Origin of the sequence: Pseudomonas palleroniana (genome assembly GCF_003031675.1) — a bacterium.
GTDB lineage: Bacteria > Pseudomonadota > Gammaproteobacteria > Pseudomonadales > Pseudomonadaceae > Aquipseudomonas > Aquipseudomonas palleroniana.
Window position 1 is genome coordinate 1 of record NZ_PYWX01000063.1, and the last position, 14,435, is coordinate 14,435.

The window sequence follows — 14,435 nt, forward strand, 5'->3', positions numbered from 1 at the left end:
GATTTTCCGGAACCATTATTTTTCGGCAACCACACAACCCAGGCTTATGCAGCGCTGGCTCTCAAGGCGTTTGAGACGGTCAAGCATAAGCCCGCTCCTACAGGGGAGCACCGTCGGTATTCTGAGTTTCAAAGGGTATTACCATGTCCCAAGACCGTCGCTACAGCTTCGAGTTCTTCCCGACCAAGACCGATGCTGGGCATGAAAAACTGATGGCCACTGCTGAGCAACTGGCCCGCTACAACCCTGACTTCTTCTCCTGCACCTACGGTGCCGGCGGCTCCACCCGCGACCGTACGATCAACACCGTGCTGCAGCTGGAAAGCCAAGTCAAAGTTCCCGCCGCTCCGCACTTGTCGTGCGTGGGCGACAGCAAGGCCGACCTGCGCAGCCTGCTGACCCAATACAAGCAAGCCGGCATCAAGCGTATCGTCGCCCTGCGTGGTGACCTGCCGTCCGGTATGGGGATGGCCAGCGGTGAACTGCGCCACGCCAATGACCTGGTGAGCTTCATCCGCGAAGAAAGCGGCGATCACTTCCATATCGAAGTGGCGGCTTACCCGGAGATGCACCCTCAGGCACGTAACTTCGAAGACGATCTGCGCAACTTCGTACGCAAGGCCAATGCCGGCGCCGACAGCGCGATCACCCAGTACTTCTTCAACGCCGACAGCTACTTCTACTTCGTCGAGCGTGTACGGGCCATGGGCGTGAACATCCCAATCGTGCCGGGCATCATGCCGATTACCAACTACAGCAAGCTGGCACGTTTCTCCGACGCTTGCGGCGCTGAAATCCCACGCTGGGTGCGCAAGCAACTGGAAGCCTATGGTGATGACGTCAAGAGCATCCAGGCGTTCGGTGAACAGGTCATCACGCAAATGTGCGAACAATTGTTACAAGGCGGTGCGCCAGGACTGCATTTCTATACCCTGAACCAGGCTGAACCCAGCCTCGCCATCTGGAACAACCTCAAGCTGCCACGCTAACGCTTGCCCGGTTGTCCCAAGGCCCTCGTCCAAACGAGGGCCTTTGTCGTTTTACGTAGCCACGGAACTGCGAAATCCGCGCCACCTCCGATCAAGGCCCATGCCCACTTGATGGACGCTGCGGCGAAATAGCTCGCGCCGCCAATGCGCGTGCCAGAGCTTCTCTTTAGGGCTGGAGCGTCGTAATCTCCCGGCATGCCTGTCATTTTAAAGCTGTTGACTGCTGCGCTTTTCGCTTGCCTGAGCCTGGCCGCTTACGGCGAGAAGCTGCGCATTGTCACTGAGCCTTGGACGCCCTACGTCTACGACGACAACGGCACCATGCGCGGGCTCGACTATGAAACCACGGTGACCGTGTTCCAGCGCCTGGGGGTGGATGTGCAATGGCAGTTCCTGCCCTGGAAGCGCTGCCTGGCAATGCTCGACCAAGGCCACGCCGATGGTGCGCTGGATATTTTCCACAGCCACGACCGCGATGCCCTGCTGCTTTACCCCAGCGAGCCGTTATCGGAGGTCGAGTTCGTGCTGTTCTACGCCAACGAACGCCCTCACCCCGCCAAGACCCTGGACGAGTTGCGCGGCCTGACGGTCGGCATCTCGCCAGGCTACCTGTATGGCAGCGCCTTCAGTGACTCCACGGCCTTCAACCGCGAACCCGCTCCCAGCCACGAAGCCAATTTCGGCAAACTCATGCTGGGGCGCATCGACCTGCTGATCACGGACCGTCGCGTGGGAATGCATGTGATCAAGGACCTGGGCCTGGAAGGCAAGGTCAGCCAGGCACCGCTGGTGGTCAGTCGCCAGCAGCAATTTCTGGCCGTACGCCGTGGCGCGGGCATGGACCTGCTGGTGCAACGTTTCGCCGCCGAGCTCAAGCGCTTCAAACAAGAGCCGGCCTATGCCGTATTGAGCGCAAAATACGGCGATGCCCACCTACACACCAACCCGATTACCACGCCCGCAGGAACCGTTGAGCAGCAGGAAAGCAGCGCGCAGTGATTGCTCTGTTATACTCCGGCCTTTCCGCCAGGCTTACGCCCGGCCGCTGAGGTCTTGAAAAAGGCACCTAACCCAGCTACTGCGCAGCTTTCAGCCCGCGCGAGCCGGTGGAGTGCCCGCCAGACGCAGCAGGACCGGACGGGGTTGCGCTCCCCTAAGCGCCATTCACGCCCGGCAAGATTATCCCTTTGGGCCAAGCCCTAACTAAAACAGGATTACTCATGTCCTTTGCTTCCCTCGGTCTCTCCGAGGCTTTAGTCCGCGCCATCGAGGCTGCGGGCTATACCGAGCCTACTCCGGTGCAACAGCGGGCCATTCCCGCCGTGTTGCAAGGCCGCGACCTGATGGTTGCGGCACAGACAGGTACTGGTAAAACCGGTGGTTTCGCCCTCCCGATTCTGGAGCGGTTGTTCCCCAACGGTCATCCGGACAAATCCCAGCGTCACGGCCCGCGCCAACCGCGCGTACTGGTCCTGACCCCAACCCGCGAACTCGCAGCCCAGGTACATGACAGCTTCAAGCTGTATGCCCGCGACTTGAAGTTCGTCAGTGCCTGCATCTTCGGCGGCGTCGGCATGAACCCACAGGTTCAGGCCATGTCCCGGGGTGTTGACGTGCTGGTGGCGTGCCCGGGTCGCTTGCTCGACCTGTGCGGTCAAGGCAGCGTCGACTTGTCCCACGTCGAAATCCTCGTGCTGGACGAAGCCGACCGCATGCTCGACATGGGCTTTGTCCATGACGTGAAAAAAGTCCTCGCCCGCCTGCCGGCCAAGCGCCAGAACCTGTTGTTCTCGGCGACGTTCTCCCAGGACATCACCGCCCTGGCCGGCAAGCTGCTGCACAACCCGGAGCGCATCGAAGTCACGCCGCCGAACACCACGGTCGAGCGTATCGAGCAACGTGTGTTCCGCCTGGCCGCCAGCCACAAGCGTGCATTACTGGCCCACCTGATCACCGCCGGCGCCTGGGAACAGGTGCTGGTGTTCACCCGTACCAAGCACGGCGCCAACCGCCTGGCCGAGTACCTGGACAAACACGGCCTCACCGCCGTCGCCATCCACGGCAACAAGAGCCAGAACGCGCGCACCAAGGCCCTGGCCGACTTCAAGGCCGGCACCGTACGCATCCTGGTTGCCACCGACATCGCCGCCCGAGGCCTGGATATCGACCAGTTGCCGCATGTGGTCAACTTCGAACTGCCTAACGTCGACGAAGACTATGTGCACCGTATCGGCCGTACCGGCCGCGCCGGTCGTTCGGGTGAAGCCATTTCCCTGGTTGCACCGGACGAAGAAAAACTGCTGAAAAGCATTGAGCGCATGACCAAGCAGAAGATCGCCGACGGCGACCTGATGGGCTTCGATGCCAGCGCCGTAGAGGCTGAAAAGCCTGAAGCGCGCGAGCGTCCGGACGTGCGTAACCCACGCAACCCACGCGGTCCTAAGGGCGATGGCCCGAACGGCGGCGGTGGTGGCGGCGGGCGTCGCGACAAGGGCAAAGACAAGGGCAAGGAAAAATCCGCGAGCAACGGCCGTGGCGAACGCCCAGCCCGCGAGCAGAAGCCCCGCGAAGGCACCCCGGCCCGCGAACAGCGCCAGCCGAGCCAGCCACCCCGCGCCGCAGCCGACCGTGCTCCGGACGAGTTCCTGGACGACGATATCGACAACTTCGGTAACCGCGTCGACTACGTGCCTCAGGCCAAACCGGCCCAGGGCCGTGGCCGCCGCCCAGGTGCTCCGGCACAGGGCGCGGGCGCTCCGCGCAGCGGCCAGCCTCAAGGCGGCCGCCAGAACGGCCCACGCAACAGCAGCGGCGGCACCGCCGGCACCCCACCAGCCAAGCGCAATGGCGGACGTAATGGCGCATCACGTGACGGCCAGGCCCGTCGCGAAGATTCGCGTAACCGCCGCCCGGCCCGTGACGACCAGCCTCGCTCGTCTGAACCTGCCGTGCAGAACCCGCGTGGTGGCCCGGCGCCGAAGATCATCCACAAGGAGTCCAAAGCCGACCGCTTCCCGACACCCGAGCAGTTGGATCAACTGCCAGGCCGTCCTCGTGGCGAAAAACCAGCGCTGCTGACCCGCAACCGCTGAGTTTTCAAGCCCCATAAAAAATGCCCCGCATCGAAAGATGCGGGGCATTTTTGTATGCGAGGCGAAAATTACTTCGCTTTCACACCTTCAAAGGTGATGTACAGATTAACCACGTCGGACTGTGGACCTACGTCCATGCCACCTGGATTGAACTCCTTGCGGCTGATCGAGGTGGTCCCTTCAAAGCCGGCACGGTAGCCGCCCCATGGATCCTTGCCTTCGCCCAGGAACGTAGCCTTGACCACGATAGGCTTGGTCACGCCGTGGAAGGTCAGGTCGCCCGCCACATCAGCAGTCTGCTTGCCATCAGCATTCTTGCCGGTTGGCTTGACGCTGGTGGAAACGAACTTGGCGTCCGGGAATTTGCCCGACTCCAGGAAGTCCTTGCTGTTGACGTGCTTGTCACGTTCAGCATGGTTGGTGAACACACTGGCAGTGCGCACATTGACTTCGATCTTGGCGTCTTCAGGCTTGGCCGCGTCAAAACTGAACTTGCCGTCCAGGTCCTTGAAGGTACCGGTGATGTAGCTGTAGCCCAGGTGGCTGATCTTGAAGTCGACGAAGGCGTGCTGGCCTTCTTTGTCGATCACATAGTCGGCAGCCATTGCCGAACCTGCGGACAGCAGGGCCGAACCGATTGCCAGAGCGGCGAGAGTCTTTTTCAACATGCTTTCTATTCCTTGTGAGTCGAGGTTGAACATCAGGCTTTGCGCCCCAGCATTCGCGTCAGGGTCACATCACGATCGATAAAGTGGTGTTTCAATGCAGCCACGCCATGCAAACCGGCGAAAACCACCAGCACCCAGGCCAGATACAAATGCACCACACCCGCGGTATCTGCCTGGTCCGGTAGACCGGAAACCAAGGCAGGAATTTCAAACAGGCCAAACACCGGGATACCGACACCGTCGGCGGTGGAAATCAGGTAACCGGCAATCATCACGGCAAACAGCCCGAGATAGAGAAACGCGTGGCCAAATGCGGCCCCCATACGGGTCAAGCGGCTATAGCTGGCCAGCGGTGGCGGCGGCGGGCTGATCAAGCGCCAGACGATCCGCACCAGCATGATGGCAAACAGAGTGATGCCGATGCTCTTGTGCAAATCCGGAGCTTCTTTGCGCCAGGCGCTGTAATAGTCGAGACCGACCATCCACAAGCCCAGGGCGAACAAACCAAACACCACCAGGGCAACGCCCCAGTGCAAGACCATACTGACCCAACCATAGCGGGCCTCTGAATTGCGTAGCTGCATGTACTTAATCCCGTAAGAGCTGTGCCAAGCCTAGCGATTTACCTATCGAATTAAAGCGGAAAATTTTGCTTTGAAATATCGAGAAATACGATATTGAGAGTAGGCAGATTAAATTAACAAGGGATTAAGGACTATCCAGAAGAAACGTGACAGACCGTCCTGTGTTTACTGCCTATTCGCACGTAATGGGTTGTGACACGGCCGCCCATTGCATAGGCTTGCGCGATTGTTTCGCCTGCGTGGTGCGCAGGACCGCTTCGAGGAGAAAACCGATGGGCTTGAACAACCAGTGGATGCAACGCGACCTCGCGGTGCTGTGGCATCCCTGCACCCAGATGAAAGACCACCAGCAATTGCCGCTGATCCCCATCAAGCGCGGTGAAGGCGTGTGGCTGGAAGACTTCGAAGGCAAGCGCTACCTCGACGCCGTCAGTTCCTGGTGGGTCAATGTGTTTGGTCATGCCAACCCGCGCATCAACCAGCGCATCAAGGATCAGGTCGACCAGCTTGAACACGTGATCCTCGCCGGTTTCAGCCACCAGCCGGTGATTGAGCTGTCCGAGCGCCTGGTGCAGATGACGCCGGAGGGCCTGACTCGGTGCTTCTACGCCGATAATGGATCGTCCTGCATCGAAGTCGCGCTGAAAATGAGCTTTCACTATTGGCTCAACCGGGGCCTGCCGAACAAGAAGCGCTTCGTCACCCTGACCAACAGCTACCATGGCGAGACCATCGCCGCGATGTCGGTAGGCGACGTGCCGCTGTTCACCGAAACCTATAAGGCGCTGCTGCTCGACACCCTTAAAGTGCCCAGCCCGGACTGCTACCTGCGCCCTGAGGGCATGAGTTGGGAAGAACACTCGCGCACTATGTTCCAGGCCATGGAACAGACCCTGGCGCAGCACCATGAAACGGTCGCCGCCGTCATCGTCGAGCCGCTGATCCAGGGCGCCGGCGGCATGCGCATGTACCACCCGGTCTACCTCAAGCTGCTGCGCGAAGCCTGCGACCGCTACGGCGTACACCTGATCCACGACGAAATCGCCGTGGGCTTCGGCCGCACCGGCAGTATGTTCGCCTGTGAACAGGCCGGCATCCGCCCGGACTTCCTGTGCCTGTCCAAGGCCCTCACCGGCGGCTACCTGCCGCTGGCCGCCGTGGTCACCACCGAAGACGTGTACAGCGCGTTCTACGACGACTACCCCACCCTGCGCGCCTTCCTGCACTCCCACAGCTACACCGGCAACCCGTTGGCGTGCGCGGCGGCCCTGGCCACCCTGGATATTTTCGAAGAAGACAACGTCATCGAAAACAACCAGGCCCTGGCCCAGCACATGGCCAGCGCGACTGCGCATCTGGTTGACCACCCCCACGTCGCGGAAGTCCGCCAGACCGGCATGGTGCTGGCCATCGAGATGGTCCAGGACAAAGCCACCAAGACCGCCTACCCCTGGCAGGAACGCCGTGGCCTGAAGGTATTCGAACATGCCCTGGAACGTGGCGCGCTGTTGCGGCCACTGGGCAGCGTGGTGTATTTCCTGCCGCCCTATGTGATTACGCCACAGCAGATCGACTTCCTCGCCGAGGTGGCCAGCGAAGGCATCGATATTGCGACCAACAGCCGCGTCAGCGTGGCGGTGCCCAACAACTTCCACCCCGACTTCCGCGACCCCGGCTGACTGATCGTTCCCGCGCTCTGCGTGGGAACGCATCCCCGGACGCTGCGCGTCCGCTCTGCAGACCCTTTTCCAGAGAACACAAATGAGATTGTCCCGTTTCTTCACCGACACCCCGCTGAGTCTCGGCGATCACGAATTGCCCGAAGCACAGGCGCATTACATCAGCCGCGTGCTACGCATGACGGAAGGCGACGCCGTGCAATTGTTCGACGGCTCCGGCCAGGAATTCCTGGGCAGCTTGCTGGAAGTCGGCAAAAAGCGCGTCACCGTGCAGCTGACGGAACGTTTCGCAGGCCAGGCCGAATCACCGCTGCACATCCACCTCGGCCAGGGCCTGTCCCGGGGCGAGCGCATGGACTGGGCGATCCAGAAAGCCACCGAATTGGGCGTCAACGCCATTACCCCGATTTTCAGCGAGCGTTGCGAGGTGCGCCTCAAAGACGAACGCGCCGACAAACGCCTGCTGCACTGGCGCCAGGTGGCGATCAGCGCTTGCGAGCAATGCGGACGTTCAACGGTGCCGGTAATCCATCCGCCGCTGCTTTTGGCGGACTGGTTGAAGCAGACCGAGGCCGACCTGAAGCTGGTGCTGCATCCGGTCGCGGCGCCGCTGGTCAGCCATGCCAAGCCCTCGAGCCTGGCCTTCCTGATTGGCCCCGAGGGTGGGCTGACGGACGCCGAAGTCGAAACCGCCCAAGGCGCCGGCTACCATGCCGCCCGCCTTGGCCCACGGGTGTTGCGTACCGAGACGGCACCGGTGGTGGCGCTGGCGGTGGCCCAACAACTGTGGGGCGATTTCTAAGCCTGTTTGGTAAAACTAATCCCGATAATGTGGGAGCAAGCCCCCTCCCACATCCACCTCTATCCAGGCGGGGTTATCAGTCCACCGGATCACTGACCGGCTTGGCGATAATCGCCTTCAACTCAGCGGTCATCGGGAATTCCAGGTTCAGGCCCTTGGGCGGAATCGGCTGTTCAAACCAGCGCTGGTAAATCCCGTTGATCTCCCCGCTGCGATACAGGTCGCCAAGCGTCTCGTTGACCACGGCCAGAAATTGCGGGTCGTCCTTGCGCACCATGCAGCTGTAGATTTCCCTCGATTGCTCCTTGCCGACCACCACCCAGTGGTGCGGGTCCCTGGCCTTGGCGCGCTCGCCGTACAGCAGCGCGTCATCCATGTAGAACGCCGCCGCGCGGCCGGTTTCCAGCATCTTGAACGCTTCGCCATGGTCCTTGGCGCTGATCACGAACATATTGGTTTTGTGCTCGGCGTCATAGCTCTTGAGAAAGCGCTCGTTGGTGGTGCCCGCAGTGGTCACCACGTTCTTGCCCTTGAGGTCGTCGAACCCCTGGATGCCACTGTCCTTGGCGGTGAGCAACTGGCCCTTCACGTAGATAAAGCCATAGGAGAAGGCCACCTGCTTCTGTCGCTCGGCCGTCACCCCGGTGGACCCGCACTCCAGGTCGACGGTGCCGTTCTGCACCAGGGGAATGCGGGTCTGGGAGGTCACCAGGTTGTATTTGACCTTGAGGTCCGCCACCCCGGTTTTCTGCTGGATGCGCTCGACGATCTTGTTCGCCAACTCCACCGAATACCCCATGGGCTTGCCGCTCTGATCCCCTACGTAGGAAAACGGCACCGATGCGTCGCGGTAGCCCAGGGTGATGGACCGGCTGCTGGCGATCTTGCTCAGCGTGCCCTCCAGCGGTGCTTCGTTCGCATAAGCCTGTGCCCCGAGTAAAAGCCCCAGGGTGCAGCCGCTCAACAGGATTTTTTTCATTGTTATGCTCCGTTGGTTGTTCGGATTATTGACGTACAGCGATCACGCTGATTTCCACCTGTACACTGGGCCGCGCCAGCTCCGCTTGCAGCGTGGTGCGCGTTGGCGCCATGCCCGGGGATAGCCATGCGGACCACACTTCATTCATCGGCGCAAAACCCGCGCCGATATCCTTCAGATAAATAGTCGCATTGAGCAGATGGTCCTTATCGCTACCGGCCTGGGCCAGCAGCGCATCGATCTTTGCCAGGACCTCGCGGGTTTGTGTCGCCACGTCCTGGCCTTCGCCCGGCACCTGCCCCGAAAGAAATACAAGATCCTTGAAGGTGACGGCGCCAGAGAGGCGCTCGTTGCTGTCGATTCGGCTGATGGTCATGGGACATCCTCATGCAGCGCGGGGCGCCAGGCCCTGCATATCAATGGAAGGAACCTGCTGGCCAATCAACTCAGCCAGCAGTTGGCCGCTACCGCTGGCCAGCGTAAACCCGAGCGCGCCATGGCCCAGGTTCAACCACAGGTTGCTATAAACACTGGCGCCGATCAGCGGCACGCCGGTCGGAGTGGCCGGACGCATGCCTGCCCATTCGACCGCGTGGGCATAGTCGCCGGCCAGAGGGAAAGTCTCCAACGCCTGACGCTTCATCAGCGCCAGGCGCTTGGGTTCAAGGCGGGCGTCAAAACCGACGATGTCCACCATGGCCGCCACCCGCAGTTGCTCACCGATGCGCGCGTAGACGATCTTGCGGTCGTAGTCGGTGATGCTCACACTCGGCGCCCGGTGCTGTGGGCCGATGGGCACGCTCAGGCTGTAGCCCTTGAGCGGATACAGTGGCAGCGCCAACCCCGGCAGGCCCAACTCAGCACTGCGATGGCCGGCCGCGAGTACCAGTTGTTCCACGGGCAGCACTTCATCGCCCAACTCGACGGCCCGCACCACGCCGTTGGCGTGGCGAATCGCAGTCACCCGCCGCCCCAGTAAAAACCTGCACCGGCCCGACGCCTCAAGCCGCTCGGCGAGCCGCCGGCAGAAGGCATGACAATCAGCCACTTCCTCGTTCGGCGTGTAAATGCCGCCGACAAAACCACCGTCTGCCAGTGCAGGTTCAAGGCGCGCACAATCCACCGCCGACAGTACCTGCTGCTGGAGGATATCCGTGACTTTGCTGCGCGCCTGCTCAAACGTGGCCGAGTGGCGGAAGGTCACCAACTTGCCGTTACGCCGCCAGTCGAAACCGTCCAGATGATCATCCTCGCGCCAGCGCTGCAACGTGTCCTGGCTCAGGGACGCCAGGCGCAGCAGGTGGGCGGCATTGCTCTTGTTGACCGAGCCACGGCAGGCGCCAAGAAACGCGGCCATCCAGCGCCATTGCTGAAGGTCCAGGCGCGGGCGCAGCCTGAGCGGCGAATCACCGCGCAGCAACCAGCCAATGGCTTGCAGGGGAACACCGGCGTCGGCCAACGGCGCGACGTAGCGATAAGACAACTGCCCACCGTTGGCGAAACTGGTTTCACTGCCCACACTGTCGCGAGCCTCGATCAGTGTCACCTCATGGCCCGCCCGCACCAACGCGTAAGCACTGGCCAAACCGATGACGCCACCGCCGATGATGCAAACTCGCTTGGCCATCCCCGCCACCCGTGGTTGAAGTAAGAGGTTCCAAGGGTAGAGGCAGGTGACAGGTCACCGACAATGAATAAAGATGGTCCACCTATAAACAAAGGTTATGGACTTGCCATGCGCTTGCGGCATATCGAAATTTTCCAGGCCATCCGCCAGACCGGCTCCGTCAGCGCCGCCGCGCAGTTGTTGCACGTCTCGCAACCGGCGGTGACCAAGGTGTTGCAACACGCCGAATTGCAGCTCGGCTTCCCGCTGTTCCTGCGGGTGCGCGGCAAACTGCAGCCCACCCCGGAAGCCCTGGCGCTGGAAAGTGAAGTGGAGAAAGTCACCCAGAGCCTGCAAGGGGTGCGGCGCCTGGCCAAGAGCCTGCGCCACGAGCCTGGGCAAAGCGTGCGCATCGGTGCGATTCCGGCGCTGGCATTGTCACTGTTGCCACCGGCGGTGCTGGAGTGGAAGCGCGATTACCCGGACATCGCCTGCGAGCTGTCCAGCGACCACAGCCGCGAGCTGGTCCACAAGCTGTTGATGCGCGAGATCGACCTGGCGCTGACGCTCAACTTCTCCGGCCATCCGGGGCTGACCACCCAGGTGCTGGCCAACGGTGTGCTGGTGGCGTTGGCGTCCAAAGGCTATTGGCCCGAAACCGCGTCGGCTCAACCTTTGCCTTTATCGGATCTGGCCGGCGCACCGCTGATTGGCTTGTCCAGCGCTGACCCGCTGGCGGCAAAACTCGAGAATTACCTGGAAAGCGTCGACCCGGCGCCTCGGGTGACCCTCTCCGTACAGACCTACTCCCTGGCCCGGGCCATGGTGGAGTCCGGCGCCGGCTTGACGGTGATCGATCCCTTCACTGCATCAGGTGCCTCGACGGCCACCACCTGCATCCGCACGCTCACACCGCCGCTGCCCATCACCCTGTATGCCTTGACCCGCGCCGACGAGCCGCCGCCGCATATGCTGGCCAAGCTGGTGGAGATCTTCGGCCTGCGCGCCAGGGAGCTACTGGAGCGCTTATAAGACGTAATGCATGATCGCCACGAAGTGCAGCAGGCTGCCGCCGATCACGAACAGATGCCAGATCCCGTGGGAATGCCGCAGCCGGTCCTCCAAGGCAAAGAAGATGATGCCGACGGTGTACAGCACCCCACCCGCCGCCAGCCAGGTAAACCCCGCCGTGCCCAGCGCGGCGATCAGCGGCTTGACGGCCACCAGCACGATCCAGCCCATCACCGCGTAGATCACGATCGACAGGATGCGCGCCTCGGAGCGCGGCTTGATCTCCTGCAGGATGCCGATCACCGCCAGCCCCCACACGATGCCGAACAGCGTCCAACCCCACGGGCCACGCAAGGTCACCAGGCAGAACGGCGTGTAACTGCCGGCAATCAGCAGGTAGATAGAGAAATGATCGACCTTCTGCATGATCTCTTTTCGCCGCCCGCGCACGCTGTGGTACACGGTCGACGCGCTGTACAGCACCAGCAACGTAAAGCCATAAATCGCCACGCTGACAATCTTCCACGGGCTGCCATCCAGGCTCGCCACCACCAACATCCACACTGCACCAATACACGCCGCCACTGTCCCGAGCAAATGGCTCCAGGCGTTGAATCGTTCACCGTGGTACATCTGTCACCGACCTCCCTAACCGTTAACCATTGGCGAGCTAGCGTCCGACCTTGCGCATAAGAGTGCAAGCGTCTTGTGACGTTCCGAGGACGCCGCGCGGTTTTGCGGGCACAATCGAACGCATTCGAACAAGAGCCACGGCCATGCTGATCGACGAAGAGTTCACCCTCAAGAAGCTGGAAATCTTCCTGGCGTTCATGCGCACCGGTAACCTGGCCCGCGCCGCCGCCGAGCTGCAAACCAGTAACGTCAGCGTGCACCGCGCCATCCACTCCCTGGAAAATGCCCTGCGTTGCCCACTGTTCAAACACGAAGGGCGCAACCTCACCCCGCTGGAAAGTGCCTACGTGCTGGAAGAGCGCGCGCAAAAACTGGTCGCCGATGTGGTCGACAGCGTGCGCTTGACCCGTGAAGCCGCGGGTTTCTCCGCCGAACGCTTCAAGCTCGGCGCGTTGTATTCGCTGACGGTCAAGACCGTGCCGCAACTGATCATGGGCCTGAAAATCCGGCGCAGCGAACTCAACATCGACCTGATCCTGGGCTCCAACTTCGACCTGCTCTACAAGCTCAAGAATATGGAAGTGGACGCGATCCTGATCTCCCTCGATGAGCACGCCAACGACCCTGACTGCGAACAGATCGCGCTGTTCTCGGACGACATCTTCCTCGCCACCCCGGCCGACTCGCCGTTCGATCGCGAGCAGCAGATCGACCTCGCCGCCGTTCGCGACGCCACCTTCATCACCCTCACGCAAGGCTTCGCCACCCACCAGGATGGCAATCGCGTATTCAAGCAAGCGGGGTTCGAACCGAAAGTCGCGATGCAGGTGAATGACATTTTCACGTTACTGAGCATGGTCAGTTCGGGAGTGGGCTATGCCCTTCTGCCGGGAAGGATTGCGGCGGTGTATGAGAACCGGGTGAAACTGATACCGCTGCAACCTCGGTATCGGTTGCAGCAGCATATTGGCGTGGTGTTCTTGAAGGCCAAGGAACGCGACCCGAATTTGCTCGCGTTGCTGGCGGAGTGTCGGATGTATGCCAACCGCCAGACCGCTATCGGGAGCAAGCCCCCTCCCACATTTTGATCTGCGCCCCAATCAAATATGGGAGCCTCCTCCTAGATTTGAGCTGTGAACCCAATCAAGTGTGGGAGGGGGCTTGCCCCCGATGACGCCAGACCAGACAACACAAACTCCAGAGTCAGCCAACCAGCCCACGCACAATGAAGTACAGCACCGAAGGCCCGAGCAAGCACCCAAGCCCGGTATGGAACGTCGCCGTCAACGCACCATAAGGCACCAGCCGCCGATCCGTCGCCGCCAGCCCCGCCGTCACCCCGCTCACCGTGCCGGCCAAACCGCCAAACACCATCGCCGAGCGCGGGTTGTCCAAGCCCATCCAGCGCGCCGCCACCGGGGTGCCGACCATCACCAGAATCGCCTTGATCAAGCCGGTGGCAATCGACAGCGCCATCACGTCCGAAGTCGCGCCAATCGCCGCGCCGGTCACCGGGCCGACAATGTACGTCACCGCACCGGCGCCGATGGTGGTCATGCTGACCGCATCGCGATAACCAAAGGCCCAGGCCATGCTGGCGCCGACAATAAACGGCAGCACCGTGCCCAGCAGCAACGCGATCACGCCGATCAACCCTGCCTTGCGCGCTTCAGTGGCTTGCACTTCAAACGCGGTGGCAACGATGGCGAAATCCCGTATCATCGCACCGCCCATCAGGCCAATGCCGGAGAACAACGCCACATCGGCCAAGCCCTTTTGCCCGCCGGTGAGTGTGCCGCCGACCCAGGCCAGTACCAGACCGATAACGATGGCGATCGCCGAGCCATGAATGCGCCCGAACGTCAGGCGCTTGGACAGCACCACGGAAATCCACATCACCACACCCACGAAGGCGAATGCGGTAACCAGGCCGTTATGTTCCAGACCTTTCTCGATGAGGTCCCACATATCAGCGACCTCCTGCCGACGCGATCAGCGGTTCTTCAGCGGGTAGCGGTTCGCCTTTGTGGGTGCGGCTGATCAGGGCAATCGTGCAACCGCACACCAGTACCGAACCGATGGCCGCCAGTACCGCCACCGGTCCACCGTGCAGGGCCGTCACCACGTTTTGTTGCGCCGCCATCGCCACCACTACGGGGATGTACATCGCGCCCCAGAAGCCCACGCCCATCTCGCAATCCTTGGTCATGCCACCGCGTTTTTGCATCCACAGGCGGGCGCAGATCAGCAGGATCATCGCAATGCCCACTCCGCCCACGTTGGATTTGACGCCGAGCAACACGCCGAGCATGTCGCCCATGATCACGCCCGCTAGCGTGCAGATCGCCAGCAATGCCACACCGTAGATAATCATTGTTGTTGTCCTCAAAGT

The 14,435-nt window shown here is 61.6% G+C and carries 15 protein-coding genes; 7 read left to right on the forward strand and 8 right to left on the reverse strand.

Going from position 1 to position 14,435, the window contains the following annotated elements:
• Positions 1 to 143: 143 nt before the first annotated feature.
• The 3 genes from metF to rhlE2 all read left to right on the forward strand — a co-directional run bounded on the left by metF (position 144) and on the right by rhlE2 (position 4,081).
• Positions 144 to 989, forward strand: a complete 846-nt coding sequence (metF, locus tag C9383_RS21555; protein ID WP_060753421.1) for a methylenetetrahydrofolate reductase [NAD(P)H] — start codon at positions 144 to 146, stop codon at positions 987 to 989.
• Between the two features lie 195 nt (positions 990 to 1,184).
• Entirely contained in the window at positions 1,185 to 1,988 is an 804-nt protein-coding gene (locus tag C9383_RS21560; RefSeq protein ID WP_090368267.1) for a substrate-binding periplasmic protein, read from the forward strand.
• Between the two features lie 221 nt (positions 1,989 to 2,209).
• The gene (gene rhlE2, locus C9383_RS21565; protein ID WP_090368265.1) at positions 2,210 to 4,081 is read left to right on the forward strand and encodes an RNA helicase RhlE2; all 1,872 of its coding nucleotides are present in this window, start codon (positions 2,210 to 2,212) and stop codon (positions 4,079 to 4,081) included.
• A gap of 68 nt (positions 4,082 to 4,149) precedes the next feature.
• On the opposite strand, the gene C9383_RS21570 is transcribed toward rhlE2, so the two are convergent.
• Entirely contained in the window at positions 4,150 to 4,749 is a 600-nt protein-coding gene (locus tag C9383_RS21570; protein ID WP_060753425.1) for a YceI family protein, read from the reverse strand.
• A 32-nt stretch (positions 4,750 to 4,781) separates the two neighbouring features.
• A complete protein-coding gene (locus C9383_RS21575; RefSeq protein ID WP_060753426.1) occupies positions 4,782 to 5,333 on the reverse strand; it encodes a cytochrome b in 552 nt (183 codons plus the stop codon).
• 272 nt (positions 5,334 to 5,605) lie between these two features.
• On the opposite strand from C9383_RS21575, the gene C9383_RS21580 reads away from it, so the two are divergent.
• Together C9383_RS21580 and C9383_RS21585 are read left to right on the forward strand one after the other, a co-directional pair.
• Positions 5,606 to 7,012, forward strand: a complete 1,407-nt coding sequence (locus C9383_RS21580) for an adenosylmethionine--8-amino-7-oxononanoate transaminase (protein WP_060753427.1) — start codon at positions 5,606 to 5,608, stop codon at positions 7,010 to 7,012.
• A gap of 82 nt (positions 7,013 to 7,094) precedes the next feature.
• Positions 7,095 to 7,814 carry a 16S rRNA (uracil(1498)-N(3))-methyltransferase gene (locus C9383_RS21585; protein WP_060753428.1) on the forward strand — a complete coding sequence of 240 codons (720 nt, stop codon included), beginning with the start codon at positions 7,095 to 7,097 and terminating at the stop codon, positions 7,812 to 7,814.
• A 76-nt stretch (positions 7,815 to 7,890) separates the two neighbouring features.
• Here the strand turns inward: C9383_RS21585 and C9383_RS21590 are convergent, their stop codons facing one another.
• The 3 genes from C9383_RS21590 to C9383_RS21600 are packed head-to-tail and all read right to left on the reverse strand — an operon-like array spanning position 7,891 to position 10,420.
• On the reverse strand, positions 7,891 to 8,793 hold the full coding sequence (locus tag C9383_RS21590; RefSeq protein ID WP_060753429.1) for a transporter substrate-binding domain-containing protein: 903 nt from the start codon (positions 8,791 to 8,793) through the stop codon (positions 7,891 to 7,893).
• Between the two features lie 25 nt (positions 8,794 to 8,818).
• Positions 8,819 to 9,169 (reverse strand): RidA family protein, encoded by a 351-nt coding sequence (locus C9383_RS21595; RefSeq protein WP_060753430.1) that lies wholly within the window; start codon positions 9,167 to 9,169, stop codon positions 8,819 to 8,821.
• A 9-nt stretch (positions 9,170 to 9,178) separates the two neighbouring features.
• Positions 9,179 to 10,420 (reverse strand): D-amino acid dehydrogenase, encoded by a 1,242-nt coding sequence (locus tag C9383_RS21600; protein WP_090368263.1) that lies wholly within the window; start codon positions 10,418 to 10,420, stop codon positions 9,179 to 9,181.
• A 108-nt stretch (positions 10,421 to 10,528) separates the two neighbouring features.
• Between C9383_RS21600 and C9383_RS21605 the strand changes: the two genes are divergently transcribed.
• A complete protein-coding gene (locus C9383_RS21605) occupies positions 10,529 to 11,431 on the forward strand; it encodes a LysR family transcriptional regulator (protein ID WP_090368260.1) in 903 nt (300 codons plus the stop codon).
• Here C9383_RS21605 and trhA read toward each other — a convergent pair.
• Complete coding sequence (gene trhA / locus C9383_RS21610) at positions 11,426 to 12,043, reverse strand: PAQR family membrane homeostasis protein TrhA (RefSeq protein WP_060753433.1); 618 nt, start codon at positions 12,041 to 12,043, stop codon at positions 11,426 to 11,428. The genes C9383_RS21605 and trhA overlap by 6 nt on opposite strands.
• Positions 12,044 to 12,186: 143 nt before the next feature.
• Between trhA and C9383_RS21615 the strand changes: the two genes are divergently transcribed.
• A complete protein-coding gene (locus C9383_RS21615; protein ID WP_060753434.1) occupies positions 12,187 to 13,131 on the forward strand; it encodes a LysR family transcriptional regulator in 945 nt (314 codons plus the stop codon).
• A 115-nt stretch (positions 13,132 to 13,246) separates the two neighbouring features.
• Here C9383_RS21615 and madM read toward each other — a convergent pair whose 3' ends face one another.
• Positions 13,247 to 14,011, reverse strand: a complete 765-nt coding sequence (gene madM / locus C9383_RS21620; protein ID WP_090368258.1) for a malonate transporter subunit MadM — start codon at positions 14,009 to 14,011, stop codon at positions 13,247 to 13,249.
• Position 14,012: 1 nt separating this feature from the next.
• Positions 14,013 to 14,417 carry a malonate transporter subunit MadL gene (gene madL / locus C9383_RS21625; protein WP_090368256.1) on the reverse strand — a complete coding sequence of 135 codons (405 nt, stop codon included), beginning with the start codon at positions 14,415 to 14,417 and terminating at the stop codon, positions 14,013 to 14,015.
• Positions 14,418 to 14,435 lie beyond the last annotated feature (18 nt).

What these genes read in the sequence shown, in the direction of transcription:
- C9383_RS21560 (WP_090368267.1), top strand. Translation starts at nt 1,185, where the DNA reads ATGCCTGTCATTTTAAAGCTGTTGACTGCTGCGCTTTTCGCTTGCCTG.
- rhlE2 (WP_090368265.1), top strand. Translation starts at nt 2,210, where the DNA reads ATGTCCTTTGCTTCCCTCGGTCTCTCCGAGGCTTTAGTCCGCGCCATC.
- C9383_RS21580 (WP_060753427.1), top strand. Translation starts at nt 5,606, where the DNA reads ATGGGCTTGAACAACCAGTGGATGCAACGCGACCTCGCGGTGCTGTGG.
- metF (WP_060753421.1), top strand. Translation starts at nt 144, where the DNA reads ATGTCCCAAGACCGTCGCTACAGCTTCGAGTTCTTCCCGACCAAGACC.
- C9383_RS21590 (WP_060753429.1), bottom strand. Translation starts at nt 8,793, where the DNA reads ATGAAAAAAATCCTGTTGAGCGGCTGCACCCTGGGGCTTTTACTCGGG.
- C9383_RS21585 (WP_060753428.1), top strand. Translation starts at nt 7,095, where the DNA reads ATGAGATTGTCCCGTTTCTTCACCGACACCCCGCTGAGTCTCGGCGAT.
- C9383_RS21575 (WP_060753426.1), bottom strand. Translation starts at nt 5,333, where the DNA reads ATGCAGCTACGCAATTCAGAGGCCCGCTATGGTTGGGTCAGTATGGTC.
- C9383_RS21615 (WP_060753434.1), top strand. Translation starts at nt 12,187, where the DNA reads ATGCTGATCGACGAAGAGTTCACCCTCAAGAAGCTGGAAATCTTCCTG.
- C9383_RS21570 (WP_060753425.1), bottom strand. Translation starts at nt 4,749, where the DNA reads ATGTTGAAAAAGACTCTCGCCGCTCTGGCAATCGGTTCGGCCCTGCTG.
- C9383_RS21605 (WP_090368260.1), top strand. Translation starts at nt 10,529, where the DNA reads ATGCGCTTGCGGCATATCGAAATTTTCCAGGCCATCCGCCAGACCGGC.
- madL (WP_090368256.1), bottom strand. Translation starts at nt 14,417, where the DNA reads ATGATTATCTACGGTGTGGCATTGCTGGCGATCTGCACGCTAGCGGGC.
- trhA (WP_060753433.1), bottom strand. Translation starts at nt 12,043, where the DNA reads ATGTACCACGGTGAACGATTCAACGCCTGGAGCCATTTGCTCGGGACA.
- madM (WP_090368258.1), bottom strand. Translation starts at nt 14,011, where the DNA reads ATGTGGGACCTCATCGAGAAAGGTCTGGAACATAACGGCCTGGTTACC.
- C9383_RS21600 (WP_090368263.1), bottom strand. Translation starts at nt 10,420, where the DNA reads ATGGCCAAGCGAGTTTGCATCATCGGCGGTGGCGTCATCGGTTTGGCC.
- C9383_RS21595 (WP_060753430.1), bottom strand. Translation starts at nt 9,169, where the DNA reads ATGACCATCAGCCGAATCGACAGCAACGAGCGCCTCTCTGGCGCCGTC.